Here is a 20,990-nt window from a genome sequence, read left to right as displayed (position 1 = left end):
TAATATAAGAACTTTTTACAGGAACCAGGCACCTTCCTGTGGTACGGCTATATAGAGCGTATCTCCTTTGACTATGCCATTTTGATTTGTTTGCACAGTGATGCGCTGTTCCCTTAATTGTACCGTTAGTTCCCAGGCGCTTCCCAGGAAGGCCACTTTTTCTACGGTACCTTCCAGCGCCAGGCTGCCGCCTTTTACGATCTTGAAGTTCTCCGGGCGTACAAATAAACGTTTGGGGCCTACCAGGTTATATTTTCCAAACAACCCCGCCACATATTCGTTTGCCGGCCTTTGGTAGATCTCTTCCGGTTTTCCCTGTTGTACTACAGCGCCATCTTTCATCACAATGATCTCATCGGCCCAGGAAAGTGTATCCAGTGGGTCGTGGGACACCAGGAGGCAGGAGATCCTGAGCTTTTCTCCGATATCGTGGATCACGGATTTAAGGGTGTTCTTATGAATGAGGTCCAGGTTGGAGAATGGTTCATCCAGGATTAACAATCGTGGTGCAGTGACCAAAAGGCGCGCCAGTGCTATCCGTTGTTTTTCTCCGCCGGATAACTGGTCATTTTTCCTTTTCAGGAAATGATCGATCTGGGTTATTTTATAGAGGGATTGGGCGTCTTCGTCTGATAATTTGTTGGCGTAAGAGAGGAGTTCTTCTATCCTGTAATTGTTCCTTAGTTCAAAGTGCTGTGACAGGTAGGCGATGCCCGGATGGCCGGGTATCAGTTTATCATTGGGGCCTTTTACTTTCTGACCTTCGAAATACACTTCGCCGGCATCAGGTTGCGCCAACCCTGCAATGATCTTCATTAAAGTGCTTTTGCCGGAGCCGGATTCGCCGGTGATAGCGATGTTGTAGAACGGCTGTTGCGTAAAGCTGATCCCTTTCAGTGCAAAATCCTCTCCTTCCTTCTTTTGTATGTCTGATACTGTTAGTAAGTTCATTTCGGTGATAAAAATACTACTTTTTAGGCTGAGTATACCCTACCCTGCGCTTCAGGGCCTCCAAAGCATTGGCCAGGTAAACAATGGGGGCATTCCAGTTGATCGCAATCTCGTTTGAGGCGTAAGAGCATTCAATATCTGCATAAGCTAATTCGGGGGCTGTGAATTCGTATTTACATTTATCCTGCATGCCGGGGTTGGGGCCTGCTGCCAGTAAACCGGGTACAGGTTCTTTAATACCATCTGCTACCGATGGGCGGTGATGCGGATGCATGGTAGATTTACTGCCGATGCCTGTAACGAAACAATAGCCCGTGGCATTCCTGCCCAACAGGTAATCGAGGTTGGACAAGGCAAGGTCTATGTACTTTTTATCTCCTGTTAATTTGTAGGCGTTGATCAGCAAAATGCCCTGGTTAGCTGCATTCGAATTAGATCCCCAGTTAAAATCTCTCACAGATTGGCCCATGGGGGTTTGGAACGCGCTTAAGTTTGCGGCGTACCTATCGGCCATGCTGATCACTTTCTCCCTGAGCTGCGGCTCTTTATTGAAACGCAGCAGCGTGTAATAACCAAGCATACCCACATTATTCCATGATGGCAGACCGGCTTCTATGATTTCCGGTTTGTATTTCTCCTGCTTTGTTGTAATGTACAACTCCGCCCCAGCCCAGAACCATTCGTCTTTAAAGTACTTATCACCATATGGGCCTGTTGTTATAGGTGGTTGAAAATCTTTTTGGTTGTATTCCATGGCAGGGTGCTGTTTTGCCCATTCCCAGGCTTTCTCAGCTGCTTTCAGGCAGGTATCTGCCAGACCTTTGCTGTACTGTTTTAATACACGGCTTGCCTGTGCGGTTACTGCTGCGAAGTCCAATGCAGCAGCGGTTCCTTTTTGCACTACGTAACGCGGGGCTTTTGTAACACCCGGCATTACCATGCCATCAAAAGAAGCGTTGGTGCATTTGTTGTATACCCCTCCGTCGTTGGGGTCCTGCATACTGAGCATCCAGCGGAGGTTATAGATCACTTCATCCAGGATATCAGGGATGGCATCATTACTTTCAGGGATATTGGTATGGAACTTTGAAAAGTAAGCAGGGAAATCTTCGTAGGCAGATAAGAGCGTGCCCATGGTGATACCTGAATTTACAATGTACTTATTATAGTCCCCGGCATCGTACCATCCACCCGGGGAAGATATGATCGTTCCCGCAGGACGGTGTTCATCTGCTGCAGAGGGATGGATATATGCTGCTGTATCCGGATGCCCTGCAGGGCGATGCCATTTTCCTGCGTACTTTTCTTCCAGGGGCATAGATACCCTTTGGTAGTAATATCCCTTCAGTGTGGCAATGGCTACCTCCCTGTTCGCATCATCGCTGATCTTAAAAACAGAAGAGTTTCCAACACCCGGCACATGTATAAAAAAGCTACCCTTTGTGCTAAATTGGGTAAAGTCTGCTATCCGGGTTTTCGTATCGGAATTAGTGGATTGTTTTTCCTCACCCAGGTTGGCGGAGAAAACGGTGTCTTTTTTATCTGCGGTGATCACGTAGAATCTGGATGCTGCGGGGCAGTTTGTAACTACGGCTACTTTAGGCGCATGTGGGTAAAACCCGGCCTGGTTGAGCATGATGGAGAGGAATAGCGATAACATGTACCAATATAGTAAAAAGGTCCTGCTTTTAAATTAGATTTATTGCAACATTTCCAGCCCTCATCCGTCAAATAAGCAATGAATCCGAATCCGGCAGACAATCACCTGGTCAATATGGCATTACGTGGAGACACGCAGGCATTTGGCGTTATCATCAAAAATACGGAGAAACTGGTAGCCGGGATTGTTTGCAGGATGATCAGCGACCCGGAAGACAGGAAAGACCTGGCACAGGATATCTATTTAAAAGTATATAAACAGCTACCTAATTTCAGGCACCAGTCCAAACTGTCCACCTGGATAGCACAGATCAGTTATAATTCCTGCATGGATCATCTCAGGAAGAAAAAGCTGCTCCTGCCCGGGGAGGTTATGCCGGAAGGAAGTGAGACGTTTATTTTTTCAAAAGATGTTACGCTCATTTTAAATACCGCCATCGATCAGTTATCGCCGGTTTATAAGACCCTGATCACTTTATACCACCAGGAGGAACTGAGCTATGAAGAAATAGGCCAGATAACAGGATTGCCGGATGGAACAGTAAAGAATTATTTATTCAGGGCCAGGAAAGCGTTGAGAGAATACCTGACGTTTCACTATAAAAAAGAAGACTTATGATACACCTGACAGATACAGAGATACAGGAATATGTGCTGGACAGGAATGCATGCAGTACGCAGATCATAGCACATATGCAAAGCTGCGATACCTGTAAAGAAGCAGCGGCTGCATACGAGATCCTGTTTGCCGGGATCAGGGCACAGCCGGACGCGGTTTTTGACTTTGAACTGAGCGAGCTGGTACTGGAAAAAATACAGGTGCCTGAAAGAACGCGAAAGCCGGTCCCTGTTTTAACTATTTTACTTAGTATCCTTTGCGCAGGAGGATCTTATTTTTTCCGGAACGATATAGCCCATTTGTTTTCCGGCATTCCTCCCCTCCTGCTTTATTTTATTATTATTTCCACAGGCGCAGTGGCCTTATTCCTGCTGGCCGATATGTATAAAGGTTACCAGCAGAAAATGATGCAGCTGGACCGATATTAAACTCTACTCAAACATTATAAAGATGAAAAAGATACTTTCCATATTTGCCGTAACACTTTTGCCTATCCTTGTTCATGGGCAGGATTACTACCGCCTTCCGGATAACAGTTATGTATCCCAGCAATTCGTTACACTGCCGGCAACTTTACTGGCAATGTACCTCATTGCCTCTTTTATCCTTAAGCTTATCAAAACAAATCTTGATCACCGGCTTAAATCCAAAATGCTCGAGAAAGGTATCCCTGAACAATTTTTTCAGCAAAACGATAAAGATGACAGAGTACAGGCTTTCAGGAGCTTCCTGTTATTAGCCGGTATAGGCATAGGATTAACGTTGGTATATTATACACTTCCCATTGGCATTCATTCCATGGCTATCATGGCATTCTGCATCGCGCTTAGTTATCTCGTTTATTTCTTTTACCTGAAAAAATAAAATCCTCCTATATGACTGCTTTTACACTCAACCCTACATGGGCAGGCATTCTTTTGCTCCTGCTCAGCCATTCGCTGATGGCACAGTTGCCCATTATTAAAGCTACCTCCACCAGCGTAAACATTAAAGACGGTGATCTCTTCCGGAAAGGAATATGGGACCTCTCTCCTTCCATCAGGCCGGACCGCTTTTATCCTATCGGTCCTAAGAGAGAAAGAAAAATGACCTTCTACACCGATATCGATTCTATATCCTTCCAGGTAAAACCAGGTAATACTTATGATTTTATCATCCTGTTAAACGGCAAAGATTCCTGTTACACCCAGATCTGCTGGCCAGCCCCGGTGAAATATACTCCCTCACAGGATACTATCCCTTTTAAGCTTGGAGCAGATAACAGGATACATCTTACCGGGCACATCAACAATTCCGAAGCACTGGACCTCCTGTTTGATACAGGGGCCTATGGTGTTATACTTTCCTCATCTGCCAGGAATAAGGTAAACCTCTCATTTGACGGTGTCTATAAAGCGCTTGGATATGGCGGTACTTATACGGATTCTACCAGCAGCCATAATCAGCTATCCATCGCCGGTATGAAATGGGATAATGTAACCGTATCATATAATGAACGGGAAAGTTCATCCGGCGTTATCGGGTTCAAAGTATTCGAGAACAAGATCGTGGAGATCAATTACGATCAGCAATTCATGGTGATCCATGGCACTGCATTTCCCGTACCTTCAGGTTATACCCAACTGGATATGCAGATGAGGGGGCGGCTACCCTATATTAAAGTCACTTTAAATGATCATATCACAGATTGGTTCTGCTTTGATACCGGCAATGCCGGATGCCTGAGCCTGGACGATGAATTTTCCATACAGCATGATCTGTACGCTGCATTGGAAAAGATCGGGGATGGAATGGCTAAAGGTGCAGGACCTAATACTATCAGAAATGTGCTATCCCTGTTACCCTCCCTGCAGATCGGAGAGCATACTTTAACCGGCATCCCTACCCACCTTGAACTTCCCTCCCGTGCGGAAAATATTCCATTCAGCCTTATCGGGAATGAAGTGCTGAAACGGTTTAATACGATCATTGATTATCAAAACAGCTACATCTACCTTCAGCCGAATACTTTGATCAAAACCGCTTTCCGGCAATCAAATCCGCAAACAGGCATATCACATTTGCAGGTATACACGGGCACATATGAATTGGAAGACCAGTCAATAGTAGAGATATCAGTGGAGAACGGACAGTTGACGGGACGACCAAAAAATGGCGGAAAAAGAGTATTGAGAGCTATCGGGCAACATAGGTTCTTTTTGAAAGATGAGGACCTTACATTTCAATTTGAGTTGGATAAAGCCGGGCAGGTGAACAGGCTGCAGCTTTCTCAAAATGGTCAGCAGATGTCTGGCAGGAAGGTGAGACCATAGGAGGAATGTAAAGTACGCAGGCTTGGTCAAAGGCTGAATTTCATCGATATTTGCAACCATGGCCCGTTACATCTATAGGAATGCACTTCCCGGTAAACCACTGGAAGATATCATTCAATGCTTTTGGTCTGTACAAAATCCTACAGATACCGACCAGGCATACTCCATTCTTCCTGATGGATATTTTGATGTAATATTTCATGCACTTTCTCATCAACCCTATAAAGTTCTCTTCTCCGGATTATGGACAAAAGAAATGCCGGTTATTGTACCTGCTCACAGCTTATCAATCGGGATCAGTTTCAAACTGCTGGCAGTGGATTATCTTTTCAAACATCCTATTGCCGCATTAGTAGACAAAGAAGAAACTTTACCCGGTACACTCTGGGATATCCCGCTGACAGATAATTTTGATTTCGATCATTTTGTAACACAGGCATTGCTGCATATAGGGGCCGCCGTTCAAAAAGATATTGATCCAAGAAAACAGGAACTATTTTCTATCCTGTATGCTTCCCACGGTAATGTTTCTGCGGAAACTATCTCTCAGACCACGCATTGGAGCAACCGGCAGATCAGCAGGTATTTTAAGAGCAGGTTCGGTCTTTCATTAAAAGCTTACAGTAATATCCTCCGGTACAGGGCATCGTTTGATCATCTTAAAGAACAACAGCTGTATCCGGAAGAAGGTTATGCAGATCAGGCACATTTTATCAGGGATGTAAAAAAGTATTCAGGTGGGGTTACGCCAAAAAGACTGGCCGAGAATAAAAACGGCCGATTTATTCAATTATCCACTCTCCCGAAGAAGTAATTTTACATCATGATAAAGAAATTAAGTGCTGAAACCAATGTTATAACATGGTTCGAAATTCCTGTGCTGGACACAGCGAGAGCAAAAAAATTCTATGAAACGATCCTGGACATTGAAATGAGAACACAGGCATTTCCGGAAACAGGTGAAGAGCTGACCTTTTTCCCTGCCATTCCAGGTGTGATCCAGGCTTCTTCAGGCAGGGTATCCGGTGCGCTTGTAAAATCTGCCCGCCACAAGCCTTCAGCAGAAGGCACTACTGTTTACCTGAACGCCTATCCTGTTATTCAGACCGTGATCGATAAGATCGAAGCCGCAGGTGGGAAAGTGATACTTCCCAGAACTGAGATCCCCGCTGGTTATATTTCTGTATTCATTGATACGGAAGGGAACAAAGTGGCGGTTCATGCCGGTGAATAACCGTTTCCAACCTACCAACAACAACCAAGGGTATTGGGCAATTTTGTATTTTTAGTGAATGAAGCTAATATCCATAGTTGTTCCGGCTGGCGGGGCATTATCCAACATAGAATTTCCCCGCCAGGTATTTACGGAGATCAATGATTACCTGGTAAGCCAGGGGAAGGCTCCCATATTTAAGATCCAGTTTGTAGGCGTGTCAAAGTCCATTCAATTAAATGACGGGCTATTCACCATCCAAACGGACTTCACCATCAAAGAAGCACAACAAAGCGACCTGATCATTATCCCGGCCGTGTATGGCGATATGGCCGAACAGGTGAAAAACAACCATGAGCTGATCCAATGGATGAAGGAACAATACATTAAAGGAGCTGAGCTGGCCAGCCTTTGCGTAGGCGCTTTCTTACTCGCCGGTACAGGATTATTGAACGGAAGGAAATGTGTAACGCACTGGAAAGCTGCCAATGAATTCAGGAGCATGTACCCCGACGTAAACCTGGTAGTAGATAAGATCATTATAGATGAAGCGGGCATCTATTCCAGCAGCGGTGGTATTTCATTCCTTAACCTGATCGTATACCTGGTTGAAAAATATGCCGGAAAAGATACAGCCATCTATTGTGCGAAATTCTTCCAGGTGGATGCAGACCGCCATACCCAATCCATATTCAGCATTTTCCAGGGGCAGAAAGATCACAACGATGAGCCCGTAAAACAGGCACAGATCTATATAGAGAATAATTTCCAGCAGAAAATAACAGTAGACCAGCTGGCAGGTATGCTGGCGGTTGGAAAGAGAAGCCTTGAAAGGAGATTTAAAAAAGCAACCGCCAATACGCTCAATGAATACACGCAAAGGGTGAAAATTGAAGCGGCTAAAAAACACCTGGAAATGAGCAGTAAAAAGATCACGGACATCATGTATGAAGTGGGTTATTCTGATACCAAAACTTTCAGAACTTCTTTCAAAATGGTAACCGGACTGCTGCCTAAAGAATACCGGAGTAAGTATAACAGGGTGCATCAGATGTGATACACCCTGCCGTTATTTTTATTGATACTTATTGCTGAGCACTTTTGCTTTATAGAAACAGGCGCCTGCAATGATCCTGCTTTCCTGTAAGGTACCTTTCGGAGAATAAATGTCCACCGTGCTGGTGCTCCAATCGTTCAGGCTGCAGGAAGCTGCGGGCCTTGGGGATTTATTGGCATCCGGTTGTGTTTGGATAATGAGGCCGGATGGCAGGTTGCTGACAGCTTTTACAAACGTCCGGTTGGAACCGCCCGGGGCTCCGGAAAATCGTTTAGACTGCTTATCATACACATAAGTGCCCCCATTGGTACTCACCCATAATTTATTAGCATCTCCGTAGTAAGGGGATACATCATGGCCCCAGAGGCTGGGCAATTCACTTCTCCTGGAAAGGTCTTCCGCGATAACCGGTTCTGCTGCTGTACCACTTACCGTAAGCGCTGTGAGTACATGCGGGCCTCCCGGTACCTGGCCTGTCACCCATAAGAGGTTCAAAGCAGGGTCCCATAATACGGCATGCGCCGCCACGAGGTAAAATGATGCAAACCGTGTAGCAGCGGGTCCCTGCGACGTGGCATATACCCTGATCCAGTTAGCGTCGGATGCTGCAACTGCCAGGTTGCCGTTGGGCAGTAATTCCACTGAATGCAGGTTGCCATCTATGATCTGCGACCATTTCTTTTCTCCTGCAGGATAAGAAATAAGGATTGCCATGCGGTTATCTGTTATAGCAAGAAAAGCATCATTTCCTATATTCCGGAGCTTTGCATCCGTTCCGCCACCAAAGGCATTTACTTCTGCTGTAGTGAATCCCAGGCTTACCAGTGGCCTCCACGACCATGTCATGGCACTGCTGCTATTCCAGTCGGTCACAGCGGCATCAAATACTTCCAGTCTTTTAGATGCATCGTTTGTTGCTACGATCATACCTTCCGGTTCAATTTTTTCATCAACAGGAGGCGGGGCGGAGGGCGTATCTTTCTTACCGCAGTAAGCAAATACTACGAGTAATAGTAACGCTGATCTTTTCATCGTTAATACCCTTTGTTTTGCGTTAACAATGGGTTTAATTGCATTTCAGCATACGGTATAGGGAACAGCAGGCTGTTCTCATCCACATTATAAGAATTAGCGGGAAGGTAGGTATAGAGGGCTTTTATGGCAATACCATAAGCCTTCATCACGGATACCGCATTACCAGTTCTTACAAGGTCCAGCCAGCGTTTATTTTCAAAAGCCAGTTCTACGCGGCGTTCATGTAAAATGATGGCCCGCAGGGCTACCTGGTTTGTTTCAGAAGAAGCGGCAAGACCGGCACGCTCCCTTACCTGTTTCAGATAAGGCAGTGCTTCCGCAGATCTGTTCAATTCATTCAAACATTCTGCCAGCATCAGTAATACCTCTGCATAGCGGTAAACAGGCCAGTTATCGTTTGTTTGCCTTGGTTGTGTATGCGTATGCAGGTATTTCCTGGGAAAAGGCCGCCCTACTTTTCCGGCGGGAGCTGTGTAACCCACAATGCTTTTTACGGCGCCGCCGGCTGTATTCACGGAAGGTACAAAATCATTACTGGCATTAAAGCTTCCTTCTGCAATGGCAATGGAGGCATCCAGCCTTTTATCACCGGCTTCATAAGTACTGATAAGGTCCTGCGTAGGTGTATTGAAGCCACCCAGGTCAGTGATTGTATTCTGGTTAAGACCGGTGATACCGGTTGAATTGCTCATCCGGGGAATGAAATTGTAGATGAATTCGCTGGCCTGTGGTACGGCAAGACTGGCGTTGTATTGTATCTCAAAAATTGATTCAATATTGATTTTCTTAGCAGGATCAAAAGCATCCGCATAATTGGGCATCAGCTGGTAATTGAGCTGCGTTACCTGTTTTAGTAAGGGTTCAGCATCTGCAAATCTTTTGAGGGTGATATACACATCCGCTAACAAGGTAAGTGCTGAACCTTTTGTAGCACGGCCTGTTTGTGGAAAAACAGGGACCCTGAGCTTATCCGAAGCATCCCTGGCATCTGCAATGATCTGGTCGTACACCTCTTGTTTGGATGTTCTGGCCTTTGTTACATCTGCCGTACTGTTCACCACATGCAGATAAAGCGGAACATCTCCATAGAATCGTACTAATTCAAAATAAGATAATGCACGCATGAATTTTGCCTGCCCCTCGATGGCGTTCTTACTGGAATCTGAGAATTTGGCGGCGGCGATCTGATCAATAATTGCATTTGCCCGGGAAATGGTTACATAGGCCGTATTCCATTTATCGCTGGTTTGCGCGCTGAACTGATCGTTCATAAAATTGGCCACATCATTCCTTTGCGTTATAGCCAGCGCCGCATCAGAAGGTTTGTAATCGTAATGCGTATTATCCGATCTCATCTCCCCCATCGTCCATGCACTTCTTGAACCGTACATCCCCCTGAGTGCTGCATAAGCGCCATTTACGGCCAGGTTGAAATCTGATTCTGTTTTGAAGAATTCTGATGTACTTAATGAGGTCCGCGGATTTTCTACCAGGAACTTATCACAGGAACAGAAGAACAGGAATATAAAAACGGGTATTAATATCTTTTTCATGATAGCGATCTTTTTTCGTTGTGTAAATTATAAGCCCAGGTTGATCCCTAATGTATAGGTGCGTGGAACCGGGTAACCTCCTATATCTTCTCCCTGGGACACACCATTCAACGCGTTGCTGCTGGTTTCCGGATTGCCTTTATAACTGGTGAAGATATAAGCATTCTGTACACCTCCGTAGATGCGCAGGCTTTTAACATGCGGCATTTTGAAGGTGTAGCCCAACGTAATATTGTTGATGGTCAGATGAGAGGCATCATAAATGAAAAAAGAATTGTCCGAACGGGATAGTACAGTAGAGCCGGCAAGCGTCCTTTGTATCCTTCCATTACCAGGGTCCTGTTCAGAACGCCAGCGGTACATCAATTCTTTCGGCGCATTGAACACACCATCCATATTATAAAGACTTTCCGTCATACTATTCTTCATCTCATTACCATAAGTACCGGAAGCGGCAATAGAGAGATCAAAGTTTTTGTAGAGAAAGTTATTAGAAATACCAAAGATGAAATCCGGGTTGGGATTACCGATGAAAGTACGGTCGTTGGCAGCATCTATGATCTTATCGCCATTCAGGTCTTTCATTCTTACCGTTCCTACCCTGGCTGCAGGATATTTGGCCCCTGCATCAAATTCTGCCTGGTTCATAAATACGCCATCAAAAATGTACCCGAAGAATTGACCCAGCGGCTGGCCAACTACGGTTTTCCAGTCGGTGAAGTCAGATAGTGCAGTAGTAGGCGTGGCTCCGATAGGCGCATTGTTGGCACCTAACTTTTCAACAATGTTCCTGTTGAACGAGATATTAAAGCTGGTGTTCCATTTGAAAGTGCCGGTTAAATTTTTTGAGTTAACGGATACCTCATGGCCCCAGAAGCGGATGGTACCAATGTTAGCCCATGCATTTAAAAAACCGGTAGCCCTCGGCACTGCCACCTGGTAGAGCAAACCATCTGTTTTCTTTTTGTAGTAATCGTAGCTGATGGTAATACGGTCATTAAAGAGGTTCATCTCCAAACCGATGTCCAGCTGCTTGTTCTTTTCCCAGCTTAACAAAGAGTTACCGAAATTGGTCTGTGCCTTACCGGATGCCAGGCCGCTGCTGAATGCATAATTGCTGGCGCCGACGGTGGAGATGGAAGTGTAGTCCCCGATCTCGTTATTACCCGTTAAACCATAACTACCCCTGATCTTTAAGAAACTGACAGTGGAAGAAAGGCCCTTCATAAAAGGCTCGTCACTTATTACCCAGCCTGCGCCAACGGAAGGAAAAGTACCCCATCTGTTATCAAATCCAAAACGGGAAGAACCATCGCGGCGGATACTTCCCTGCAGGAAATACTTTCCTTTATAATTGTAGTTCACGGTTCCGAACAGTGATAATAAGGACCATGCGGTGGAAGTGCTGTTCACAGTACTGAACCTGGCGGCGGTATTTAAATATTCTATGGAGTTATCCGGGAAATCTTCCCCCACAATATTAGAACGATAATCGTTCCACCTCTGTGCGCTGAGGCCCGCCAGGGCTCTCACTGAATGATCATGTATAGTTTTTTCATAGCTAAGCGTATTTTCATTTATCCAGGAATAGTTATTGTTCATATTAGCTTCTCCATAAGCTGACTTATTACCCGGGGGAGCATTATCAATGGGCACTACGTTGAATCCACCTCTCGATGTGGAAGGAACAAACTTCTTACGGGTAAAGCCATTCACATCCGTACTGATGGAAGTTTTGAACTTAAAGTCTTCCAGGAAAGATATCTCCGTAAACAGGTTGGCGAGTAATCTCAGCCTGGTTGAATTATCATTGATCTCCAGTAATTGTCTTAAAGGATTAGGCCATACAAATAAATTAGAAAATCCGCCTGCATACCCCAATGTTAAGGAGCCATCGGGATTATAGGCGGAAGCCATCGGCGGCATCATTAAAGTGCTGGCCAGGATGTTCCGCTGGCCATCAATATTGAAGCCATTGCCCTGGCGGTTGTTATGCTCCTCCTGTAATGATGGCGCTAAGTTAGCTCCCACTTTAATGTTCTTATTGATGTTCACATCGCCGTTGATGCGCAGGGAATATCTTTTATACCCTGTATTTTTCATGATCCCCTCCTGGTTAAAGTAACCACCTATAATACTGAGTGCGGACTTTTCATTTCCGGTGGAAACGGAGATATTGTAGTTCTGTACCGGCGCATTCTGCATCACCAGGTCATACCAATCTGTTCCCTTACCATATTGAGCGGGGTTCTGATACTCAACAGGAATACCGCCGGTATATCCTTCATACCTTATTTTATCTTCATAGAACCCTTTCATGTAAGTAGCCAGTTCTGTGGCATTCATCACTTCCGGTTTCAACTCCTTCATTAAAGTAGCCACGCCGTAATAGGCATTGAAATCAACTTTCGGCAGCCCTGCTTTTCCTCGTTTTGTGGTGATCAGCACCACCCCGTTTGCAGCACGGGAACCATACAGAGAAGTAGCTGCTGCATCCTTTAATACGGAGAAGGTTTCAATTTCATCCGGGTTAATGTTATTGATGGCATCGGGGTCCCCTAATACGGGGATACCGTCAATCACTACTAAAGGCCGGTTGCTGGCGCTGATGGATGCAGCTCCGCGAATACGGATATCCATACTCTGACCTGGCCTGCCGGTTACCTGTGCAGCCTGTACGCCGGGGAATTTGCCCTGCAGTCTTTCTGCGAAAGTTCCTGTAGGCTGATCTTTGATATCGCTGGCTTTTAATTGCGAAACGGCACCTACTACTTCCTTTTTCCGCTGATTACCATACGTTACAACAATGGTTTCCAGGTTGCTGGATTGTTGCTGCAGGGCAATGGTCAGCGATGTTTTACTATTTACATTTACTGTTTTCTGTGTGTACCCTACGTACGTTACTTCCAATACAGCGTTATCTTCCACCCCACTCAACCTGAATTCCCCATTCTCATTGGTGGTAGTGCGAATATTTGTTCCCTTTACAGTAACGGAGGCTCTGCTGAGTGGTTTCCCTGTTTCATCCGTAACACGGCCGGTGATATCGATAAGGTTGGCAGCAGGCTGTGCAGGTGTTTCTTCTTTATTGATAATAATGGTCTTGTCAAGAATAGTATAAGTGAAAGGCTGGTCTTTAAAGCACAATTTCAGTGCTTCTTCCAGGGAAGCGTTCTGAATGGCTACATTTACCTTTCTCGCACTTTTGATCAGCCTTTCATTGTAAAAGAACTGATAGCTGGTTTGCTTTTCAATTTCCTCTAATACAGATTGCAGCGATGCGTTCTTCTGACGAAGGCTGATCTTTTGCGCATAAGCAGTGGCACTGGCCTGAAGGCAGGTTGCTAATAAGAAAACGGCAAGAAGTTTCATGATAAGCAAACTTTTAGCAGTTAGGGGAGCCCATTTAATAAATGAGCCCTTGCAGATTGCAGTCAATTGCATAGTTTTGTTTTGTTTAGGTTCAGCGATAGCAGTTATCCCAAATTGTACATTGATTGACCTAAATAATCCGCCGGGAGTGTTGTCACCACTTCCGGTTTTTTATTACAGGCTTTTTTTTACACGTGGTATTTTATGGTGTGATGATCAGTTTTCTGTCCTGGATTTTATAGTTTACGTCACTTAATTGCAGTATTTTCAAAAACTGCTGCAGACTGGAATTCCTCGATATTTTCCCTGAAAAGCGGTCGGTTGTGATACCACCTTCATAAATAATTTCTATATCATACCACCTGGCGGCCTGCCGCATGAGCGTTTTTATATCGGCGCTTCTGAATAAGAAGAGGCCATTCTTCCAGGCAGTTGCTTCTGCTATATCTGCTCCTTTCTTAAGCAATATCTTTCCTTCACCAGTTAACACCGCCTGGTCCCCGGGTTCCAGTAACTCACTTGACCCATTCTTTGATACCCGTATACTTCCTTTCAGCAATGTTGTTCTGTTTTCTACTTCATCCTTATAGGCCATGATATTGAAGTGTGTGCCCAGCACTTCCACTTCTGCACCATCTTCCAATCTCACTTTAAAAGGTGCGGCTGCATTCTTTTCGATCTCAAAATATCCTTCTCCTTTCAATTCAATGACCCTTTCATTGCGGGGGAAAGTGGCGGGGAAACGAATGGATGAAGCTGCATTCAGCCACACATGACTTCCGTCTGAAAGTACTATCCTGTACTGTCCGCCCCTGGGAGTGGTCACGGAATTGTACACAATGCTGCCGGCATCGGCATGGGCTGTATTATAGGCTAAAACATCCCCTGTTTTTACGACATGGGCATTACCCTGTGAGGCCAGGTTACCATTTTCTACATCTTCAAGTATTATGGATGAGCCATTGGCCAGCGTAAGCACAGCTTTGTTGCCACCAGGAACAATCACGTTGTTTTTTACGATCTCCTCCTTAGCCGGCCTGGAGGTAATGAAATATGCGGCTGTACAAAAGATTATAAGGATGCTTGCAGCAGCCATCCACCACCTGGCATACATGCGGCGGACTGGTTTGATGTCAGGTACTTCGGCGTCCATGGCCTCTGAAAGAAATGCATCGAGCTTCCCATTTTCAAGTAAATGGAAAAACAGGGTGATCTCTTCATCAGAGGCTTCATTGTTCTTATAACGCTGAACCAGCTGTCTGTAAAATGAATTCTCGTCCATAAACCCGGCTTACAACTATAAAGACAATAAAATGAATGGGGAGGGTACCCCTGGTGAAAGATTTTTTCAGAGCTTACCGGAAAGGATATGAATAATGATAAGCGGAAGGGGGATCCCAAGCCCATTTTCCAGGGCCTGGCGAAATGTTTTCATAGAACGGACCATGTGCTTCTTGACCGTATTCCGGGATATGCCCAGCAGGGCAGCTACTTCCTCATACCCTTTCTGCTCCGTACGGCATAGTTGAAAAACCTGCTGTGTTTGCGGTGGCAGGGAATTTAAGACCTTCCTTAAATATGCCTGGTATTCGCCGGAGATCAGATCATCCTCTTTATTGTTGATCCGGATGCTTTGAATGTGGCGGATGATCTCTGCCTTGGCACTATCCTCTTTGGCAATACGTTTCAGGATATTTAAAGTATGGTTCCTGGCGGCAATGAACAGATAGGCTTTAAAGGAGTCCACCTCCTGCAGCTGGGTGTGGTTCTGCCAGATCTTTATAAATACTTCCTGGCTGATATCTTCTGCTATCTGGGGGAGCTTTACGAACCTGGCGATGAACTGCGCCAATTCATCCTTATAGGTGTTATACAATTGCGTAAAGGCACGCTCGTCCCCAGCGCTGAGACGTTGAAGCAAGATCTTATCCCTATGTGTTACTTCGTTTGGCAATTTGGACCATTATTGACGGGAGCACAACTTTACTATAAAGTTAAAGAAATAGCTAATTAACCGTATTATATAAAAGTAAACTTCTTTTATTCGAGTATCAGCCTGATCTCATTATTCTTTTTCATATCTGTGCTAAGACGCAGGGTTTTACTTTTTGTTCCGTACCGGATCCTTAGCTCTGCCGTATTCGGAGGGATAGACCCAAGATTATCGGCTATAAACAAGAGGGTATTTTCTCCCTGTTGCAGTTTAATGGGGATCTTTTGCAGGGCATTCTTTACAGGAAAACCAGTCATGATCCATTGTCCGTTCAGGCGCAGGGAAATACTATCACCATCCTCTTTTGCACTATCCCATAGCTCAAGTACAATATTGGCAGTGTCTACATTAATTGTGGCAAGAGGGATTGCTTCTCTTTGTTTATAATAAATATCTGCTACCACAAAAGTAGCGAAGGCATTCGCCCGGTGGCTGAAATCAAAACTGTACTCCTTCTCCCCGATCTTCGTGTACAGGTTTCCGGTATTGGGAGGAAGGCGGCCGTAGTTATCTGCAAAGAATACAAAGAGGTTCCGGCCTGTATCCAGTTGTATCTGCTGGCGGCGGTTCTGGTCATTTATTTCCTGCCGGCTGAAAATGGTCCTGTTGTTATGCAGCAGCGTAACGGTATCCTTATCATATTTCTCCTGGTCTTCCACCTGCATGGTGATCACACTATCTGAAGAGAAGATACGGTCATAGATGCCGTAGTAGATATCGGAAGTTTCTTTACGCAGTATTCGCCTCACGGAAGAATCAGTCAGGGGCTGATTATTGATCTTCTTCAGGGTAATGGAATCGTGGTACAGGAAATCCCGCAACATCACTTTAGTGTTCACAAAGAGTTCATCATCATCATATAATCCGCGCATCCAGATGCCAAAACCATCTATCCACATACGGTTCAGGGTGAGCTTTGCATCATGGAAGTCCAGGGTGCCGTTCAGGTACCACATCCAGATGCCCAGCTTGAAGGGGGATTGAAGCAAAGGGTATTTAGCACGGCCGATCCCCAGTTGCTGGTCGTTTTTCTTTGCCAGCAGTACTTCGTAAATACCGGTGAATGATCCGTATTGTAACTTGATCTTTGCAGGATAAAGCACGCCCTGTTCAGGAACGCCTATTTGTAAATCAAGGATGATGGCGGGGATATGGGGCCAGGGCTTGCTGCTCATTTGCCAGGTACCGGTCCATTTTTCAGCCTGTGCCTTTACAGTGCCGGTTAACAACATAAGCCATATGAGCAGTTTCCAGTTCAATGCTGAAAATTAATGATTTATATTTACTCCGCGAAACATATCAATAACATGCGAGTTATCCGTATCCCTTTCCTGGCATGTAGTACCGGATAGTTATACAGGTTTTGAACATTTTGGCTTTAAAAAGAACAGGGAGGAAGATATTAAAAGTGTGGAGCGGGGCAGAAAGAATTAATTAAAAAAAAGAAGGTCTGTTTGACCTTCTTTTGAATTTATCAGCTTTTCACAAATACTGTATCAGTGGAATGTATCGTACCGTTTGTTATCCTTGCTTCACGCTCCAGGATAACAGCGCCGCCGATGCTCACTTTTCCATTCTGCACTTCTACTGCCAGCACCGTGCCACCCAGCGTATTTAACTTATCGCCATTTTTCAGGTCCTTGAAAAGGATCTTTCCATTCACGATATGATTATTCATCAGGTCAGTAAGTTGCTGTTTGTTTCCCTTTTCAAGAAGACCTTCCATCATCCCGTTTTCCAATTTCTCAAAAGCGATATCATTCGGTGCAAAAAAAGTGAAGGGGCCTCTGCTGCTCAGTAACTGGTCCAGGTCTGAAGCGTGTACACCTTTCTTTAAAGTTTTCAGGTATTTGTCTGTGTTAACAACCTGTGTAATGTTTGACATTTTGTTGATTTACCTGCCGGCAGTATGGCCGGCAACATGGAAAGGTAAGCTTAATTAAACGTAACTACCGGAAATGTTATATAGGTCAGGAATACTACATGTGATAGATCTTATTTAGTTCTGCATATGGGATAGCATCTTTTGCAAAAGAAAAAGTACCCTTTTCCCGGATCTCCTGTGCGGCCTGGTAGAAACCGCCATATGCTGCACGTGAAAGTGAAGAACCAAGGCTTACTCTTTTTACACCCATTTGTTTTAGTTCCTCCAGTGAGAAAACAACATTACCTAATCCCATTACCACACTCACTGGTTTTGGCGCCACTGCTTTTACCACGCTTTCAATTTCTTCCCGCGATTTCAAACCGGGTGCAAACAGTACATCTGCACCGGCTTCTGCATAGGCTACCAAACGTTTTATTGTATCCTTCAGATCTATGCGTCCGTATATAAGATTTTCCGCCCTTGCTGTGAAGGTAAAAGGAAACGGTAAGCTGCGGGCCGCTTTTATAGCAGCACGTACACGCTCTACCGAAAGTTCAAATGGATAGATGGGATCATCCGGACGCCCGGTAGCGTCTTCGATGGAACCTCCGACAAGCCCCGCTTTTGCTGCCTGCAGAATAGTGGCGGCACATGCTTCCGGTTCATCTCCGTATCCGTTTTCCAGATCGGCAGAAACAGGCAGTGTGGTTGCTGCTATAATATCCTGTACATTCTTTAATGTTTCTTCCCGGGTTACGGCTCCTTCTCCATCAGGTTTTCCGAGCATAAAGGCGAGGCCGGCACTTGTAGTGGCCAGCGCTTCAAATCCGAGGTGGGCCAGTAATTTTGCAGAGCCTGCATCCCAGGGGTTGGGTATCACAAAAATACCTTCCCGCCCGTGGAGGGCTTTGAGGGTTGTAGCTTTGGTGTGTTGTGATGGTTCCATTCCTGAAAGTTACGGAATCATGGGCTTAATTTAATTTCTTCAGCAACTCCTTTGCCTCCTTATTATCCTGATCGATCGCTAAAGCTTTCTGCAGGTAAAGACGTGTATTGGCATAATCCTTTAGTAAATAGTAGCCTTTGCCAAGATTGGTGTGGATCTTCCCATATCCCCAGTGAATTTCATCCAGTGTATTACTTCTCAATTGCAGGTATTTCAACAGATAGCCAACCCCCTCTTTCACACGATAGCCATTATCAATTAAAAATCGTCCAACCTCAAAATATGTATCCAGTGGTGTACTGCCGTATTTACTGGTAGCATCAGCAACCTGCAAGGCTTTTTGCAGGTACTCCCATGCTTTTTCATGATCGTTCTTTTCAACCTCCATTGCCAGACCACGATAACAATCACTCAATACAAAGAATTCCCATCCTTCCTTTTCCCTGATGGCTGATACTTTTTGTATAGTTGATAAATAATAGTGTTCCGCTCTTTTCATAAGACCCAGCCGGGCACAATAATCTCCGAAAGTTCTTGTATCATATCCTTTCAACTTATCTGAACTGAAATGGTCAAGGAGTTTTATCAGGCTGGCGGAATCCTTCCGGCTGATGGCTAACTGTGCAAACCGGCTATACCAGACATAGTTCTTCTCTACATTAACGCCGTATGTTTTTGTGATACGTTCCCCTATGTTTGCAAATGCATCCCATGCATTCTTTCCGGGATCGACATCGGCATTTGGATCATAACATTGTGAGATGAATTCAACCGCGGGCTGAATGGCCATTGTCAAAATATTACTATGATCCCCACGTGGAATACTGTCGTACTGCGTAAAAAGGCGACTGCTATCCACAGATTTCAGTTGGTTGCAAATATTTTTCGCATAAACATGCCTCCTTTCCAGATCAAACTCTCCTACTGCTGCGTAGTAAAAGGTTTTCCTGTGAATCGTTCTTGCATCAAATACGAAGGGAGCATTTACCTTTTCCGGAGCCAGTAAAATGTATCCGTTAAATATGCCGGGTTCATGTTGAAAAAGATAATTTGCATAACTCGCGGCATAAGAATGCCCCACGTAAGCTCTGAAATCAGCCACATGATATTTTCGTTCCACATCTGCTATGATCTCATTTTTCAGGCAGGCCAGGAACTTTTTACCCGTCTCTGTCAGCAGGCCCGTCTCGTACACAAAACCGATCCTATCCATATCGGCCAACACTGTTACCACTATCATATTGAGTACCGGATACCTGGCGCCTTTGAAATACCGTAATTGGGAAGCTATGTACGGACCATCGATCATTCCGTATTTAAGTGCATATAACGCCGGCAAAGGTTCATTAATATCCCGGCCTTCCGGCACAACAACGTTATAATAAACAGTATCCTTTAGAATATTGGAATATAACTTTTCCCTGCTCTCCGTCTGTGCAAACACAGGCATACAGGATATCAATAAAAAGATAAAGGTGATCCGGCGCTTCATATTACAAAGAAAGCAAAGTGGCAGGCAGGGAAATTGTACTTTTCGGACAGGGAGAAGCCTGAAAAAAAAAGTTGGCTTTTCTCTTGACTCTCCCCTTACGTCATACCCTATATTTGCTCCGACAAGGTATAAATCCAAACGATGGACAACTATTCTGTAAAAAAGCTCTCTAAACTGGCGGGTGTAAGTGTGCGCACCTTACATCTGTATGATAAGATGGGCTTGCTAAAACCTTCTGTACGTACCGAGGCCAGGTACCGGCTGTATAGCGAAAAAGAACTGTTGCGGTTGCAGCAGATCCTCTTTTACCGGGAACTGGATTTTCCGCTGAAAGACATCTGCGCCATTCTGGATGATCCTGCATTTGATCTGGAGCAGGCTTTGGAAGGGCACAGGAAAGCGCTGCTGGCAAAGAAGGAAAGGATAAACACATTGGTTGGTACCATAGACAAAACATTGGTAACAATTAAAAACAACACTATGTTACAGGTAGAAGATTTATACGAAGGCATCCCCCAGGATAAAATGGAAGCCTATCGCGCGGAAGCCATGGCCAAATGGGGCAAGGATACTATTTTAAATGCAGAGGATACCCTGCGCGGATTCAGTAAAGACGAAATGGATGCCTTGAAGAACGAGCTGAATGAGATATCCATCAAATTAACGGCCCTCATGGGCGGCGATCCCAAAAGCCCGGAAGTACAGCAACATATAGCCCGCCGCTATCAAATTATCCTCCGGCTGAGCGGTGGAAAAATAGAAATGGGCAAACTGGAGTATTTCAGGAAACTGGGTGAGCTATATGTAGCGGATAACCGCTATACGCCCGTGAATGGCATGCCCAGCAAGGAACTGGCGCTTTTTCTGAAAGAGGCCACAGACTATTATGTTAAAACGCTGGAATAAATGTTAAAGGGGCCG

Annotated in this window: 19 protein-coding genes; 8 read left to right on the top strand and 11 right to left on the bottom strand. The window is 45.0% G+C overall.

Features of this window, described 5'->3' with window-relative positions; translation table 11 throughout:
* Window positions 1-15 precede the first annotated feature (15 nt).
* Window positions 16-951 (bottom strand): ABC transporter ATP-binding protein, encoded by a 936-nt coding sequence (locus BUR42_RS00200; RefSeq protein WP_074237093.1) that lies wholly within the window; start codon window positions 949-951, stop codon window positions 16-18.
* 16 nt (window positions 952-967) lie between these two features.
* Window positions 968-2,611: a glycoside hydrolase family 9 protein gene (locus BUR42_RS00195; protein WP_074237091.1), complete on the bottom strand. Its 1,644-nt coding sequence runs from the start codon at window positions 2,609-2,611 to the stop codon at window positions 968-970.
* Window positions 2,612-2,689: 78 nt separating this feature from the next.
* Between BUR42_RS00195 and BUR42_RS00190 the strand changes: the two genes are divergently transcribed.
* Genes BUR42_RS00190 through BUR42_RS00160 form a run of 7 tightly spaced genes read left to right on the top strand, consistent with a single transcriptional unit; the run spans window position 2,690 to window position 7,811 of the window.
* The gene (locus tag BUR42_RS00190; protein WP_074237089.1) at window positions 2,690-3,229 is read left to right on the top strand and encodes an RNA polymerase sigma factor; all 540 of its coding nucleotides are present in this window, start codon (window positions 2,690-2,692) and stop codon (window positions 3,227-3,229) included.
* Window positions 3,226-3,657 carry a hypothetical protein gene (locus BUR42_RS00185; RefSeq protein ID WP_074237087.1) on the top strand — a complete coding sequence of 144 codons (432 nt, stop codon included), beginning with the start codon at window positions 3,226-3,228 and terminating at the stop codon, window positions 3,655-3,657. Before BUR42_RS00190 ends, BUR42_RS00185 begins: the two co-directional genes overlap by 4 nt.
* Before the next feature lie 22 nt (window positions 3,658-3,679).
* Complete coding sequence (locus BUR42_RS00180; RefSeq protein ID WP_074237085.1) at window positions 3,680-4,093, top strand: hypothetical protein; 414 nt, start codon at window positions 3,680-3,682, stop codon at window positions 4,091-4,093.
* Between the two features lie 11 nt (window positions 4,094-4,104).
* Window positions 4,105-5,541, top strand: coding sequence for an aspartyl protease family protein (locus BUR42_RS00175; RefSeq protein WP_074237083.1), 1,437 nt, complete (start codon window positions 4,105-4,107; stop codon window positions 5,539-5,541).
* Window positions 5,542-5,599: 58 nt separating this feature from the next.
* A complete protein-coding gene (locus tag BUR42_RS00170; RefSeq protein ID WP_074237081.1) occupies window positions 5,600-6,355 on the top strand; it encodes a helix-turn-helix domain-containing protein in 756 nt (251 codons plus the stop codon).
* Window positions 6,356-6,364: 9 nt separating this feature from the next.
* Window positions 6,365-6,775, top strand: coding sequence for a VOC family protein (locus BUR42_RS00165; RefSeq protein ID WP_074237079.1), 411 nt, complete (start codon window positions 6,365-6,367; stop codon window positions 6,773-6,775).
* Between the two features lie 58 nt (window positions 6,776-6,833).
* Window positions 6,834-7,811, top strand: a complete 978-nt coding sequence (locus BUR42_RS00160) for a GlxA family transcriptional regulator (protein ID WP_074237078.1) — start codon at window positions 6,834-6,836, stop codon at window positions 7,809-7,811.
* 18 nt (window positions 7,812-7,829) lie between these two features.
* On the opposite strand, the gene BUR42_RS00155 is transcribed toward BUR42_RS00160, so the two are convergent.
* From BUR42_RS00155 to BUR42_RS00115, 9 genes are all read right to left on the bottom strand, one after another.
* Window positions 7,830-8,843: a DUF6528 family protein gene (locus BUR42_RS00155; protein WP_074237077.1), complete on the bottom strand. Its 1,014-nt coding sequence runs from the start codon at window positions 8,841-8,843 to the stop codon at window positions 7,830-7,832.
* A gap of 2 nt (window positions 8,844-8,845) precedes the next feature.
* Complete coding sequence (locus BUR42_RS00150; RefSeq protein WP_074237076.1) at window positions 8,846-10,399, bottom strand: RagB/SusD family nutrient uptake outer membrane protein; 1,554 nt, start codon at window positions 10,397-10,399, stop codon at window positions 8,846-8,848.
* Between the two features lie 27 nt (window positions 10,400-10,426).
* Entirely contained in the window at window positions 10,427-13,771 is a 3,345-nt protein-coding gene (locus tag BUR42_RS00145) for a TonB-dependent receptor (protein WP_159442182.1), read from the bottom strand.
* A gap of 202 nt (window positions 13,772-13,973) precedes the next feature.
* Window positions 13,974-15,053, bottom strand: coding sequence for a FecR family protein (locus BUR42_RS00140; RefSeq protein ID WP_074237074.1), 1,080 nt, complete (start codon window positions 15,051-15,053; stop codon window positions 13,974-13,976).
* A 66-nt stretch (window positions 15,054-15,119) separates the two neighbouring features.
* Window positions 15,120-15,692 carry an RNA polymerase sigma-70 factor gene (locus BUR42_RS00135; protein WP_159442181.1) on the bottom strand — a complete coding sequence of 191 codons (573 nt, stop codon included), beginning with the start codon at window positions 15,690-15,692 and terminating at the stop codon, window positions 15,120-15,122.
* 119 nt (window positions 15,693-15,811) lie between these two features.
* Window positions 15,812-17,023: a hypothetical protein gene (locus BUR42_RS00130; RefSeq protein ID WP_074237072.1), complete on the bottom strand. Its 1,212-nt coding sequence runs from the start codon at window positions 17,021-17,023 to the stop codon at window positions 15,812-15,814.
* Between the two features lie 215 nt (window positions 17,024-17,238).
* Window positions 17,239-17,649: a fasciclin domain-containing protein gene (locus tag BUR42_RS00125; protein ID WP_074237071.1), complete on the bottom strand. Its 411-nt coding sequence runs from the start codon at window positions 17,647-17,649 to the stop codon at window positions 17,239-17,241.
* 94 nt (window positions 17,650-17,743) lie between these two features.
* Complete coding sequence (locus BUR42_RS00120; RefSeq protein ID WP_074237070.1) at window positions 17,744-18,577, bottom strand: isocitrate lyase/PEP mutase family protein; 834 nt, start codon at window positions 18,575-18,577, stop codon at window positions 17,744-17,746.
* 25 nt (window positions 18,578-18,602) lie between these two features.
* Window positions 18,603-20,069 (bottom strand): hypothetical protein, encoded by a 1,467-nt coding sequence (locus BUR42_RS00115; RefSeq protein ID WP_074237069.1) that lies wholly within the window; start codon window positions 20,067-20,069, stop codon window positions 18,603-18,605.
* A 141-nt stretch (window positions 20,070-20,210) separates the two neighbouring features.
* Between BUR42_RS00115 and BUR42_RS00110 the strand changes: the two genes are divergently transcribed.
* Window positions 20,211-20,975 carry a MerR family transcriptional regulator gene (locus BUR42_RS00110; RefSeq protein WP_074237068.1) on the top strand — a complete coding sequence of 255 codons (765 nt, stop codon included), beginning with the start codon at window positions 20,211-20,213 and terminating at the stop codon, window positions 20,973-20,975.
* Window positions 20,976-20,990 lie beyond the last annotated feature (15 nt).

It is taken from the genome of Chitinophaga niabensis (assembly GCF_900129465.1).
Taxonomy (GTDB): Bacteria; Bacteroidota; Bacteroidia; order Chitinophagales; family Chitinophagaceae; genus Chitinophaga; species Chitinophaga niabensis.
This window is presented reverse-complemented; position numbering and strand designations above follow the sequence as displayed.

What these genes read in the sequence shown, in the direction of transcription:
- BUR42_RS00125 (WP_074237071.1), bottom strand. Translation starts at nt 17,649, where the DNA reads ATGTCAAACATTACACAGGTTGTTAACACAGACAAATACCTGAAAACT.
- BUR42_RS00175 (WP_074237083.1), top strand. Translation starts at nt 4,105, where the DNA reads ATGACTGCTTTTACACTCAACCCTACATGGGCAGGCATTCTTTTGCTC.
- BUR42_RS00195 (WP_074237091.1), bottom strand. Translation starts at nt 2,611, where the DNA reads ATGTTATCGCTATTCCTCTCCATCATGCTCAACCAGGCCGGGTTTTAC.
- BUR42_RS00115 (WP_074237069.1), bottom strand. Translation starts at nt 20,069, where the DNA reads ATGAAGCGCCGGATCACCTTTATCTTTTTATTGATATCCTGTATGCCT.
- BUR42_RS00110 (WP_074237068.1), top strand. Translation starts at nt 20,211, where the DNA reads ATGGACAACTATTCTGTAAAAAAGCTCTCTAAACTGGCGGGTGTAAGT.
- BUR42_RS00120 (WP_074237070.1), bottom strand. Translation starts at nt 18,577, where the DNA reads ATGGAACCATCACAACACACCAAAGCTACAACCCTCAAAGCCCTCCAC.
- BUR42_RS00185 (WP_074237087.1), top strand. Translation starts at nt 3,226, where the DNA reads ATGATACACCTGACAGATACAGAGATACAGGAATATGTGCTGGACAGG.
- BUR42_RS00150 (WP_074237076.1), bottom strand. Translation starts at nt 10,399, where the DNA reads ATGAAAAAGATATTAATACCCGTTTTTATATTCCTGTTCTTCTGTTCC.
- BUR42_RS00165 (WP_074237079.1), top strand. Translation starts at nt 6,365, where the DNA reads ATGATAAAGAAATTAAGTGCTGAAACCAATGTTATAACATGGTTCGAA.
- BUR42_RS00180 (WP_074237085.1), top strand. Translation starts at nt 3,680, where the DNA reads ATGAAAAAGATACTTTCCATATTTGCCGTAACACTTTTGCCTATCCTT.
- BUR42_RS00170 (WP_074237081.1), top strand. Translation starts at nt 5,600, where the DNA reads ATGGCCCGTTACATCTATAGGAATGCACTTCCCGGTAAACCACTGGAA.
- BUR42_RS00200 (WP_074237093.1), bottom strand. Translation starts at nt 951, where the DNA reads ATGAACTTACTAACAGTATCAGACATACAAAAGAAGGAAGGAGAGGAT.
- BUR42_RS00160 (WP_074237078.1), top strand. Translation starts at nt 6,834, where the DNA reads ATGAAGCTAATATCCATAGTTGTTCCGGCTGGCGGGGCATTATCCAAC.
- BUR42_RS00155 (WP_074237077.1), bottom strand. Translation starts at nt 8,843, where the DNA reads ATGAAAAGATCAGCGTTACTATTACTCGTAGTATTTGCTTACTGCGGT.
- BUR42_RS00140 (WP_074237074.1), bottom strand. Translation starts at nt 15,053, where the DNA reads ATGGACGAGAATTCATTTTACAGACAGCTGGTTCAGCGTTATAAGAAC.
- BUR42_RS00190 (WP_074237089.1), top strand. Translation starts at nt 2,690, where the DNA reads ATGAATCCGAATCCGGCAGACAATCACCTGGTCAATATGGCATTACGT.
- BUR42_RS00145 (WP_159442182.1), bottom strand. Translation starts at nt 13,771, where the DNA reads ATGAAACTTCTTGCCGTTTTCTTATTAGCAACCTGCCTTCAGGCCAGT.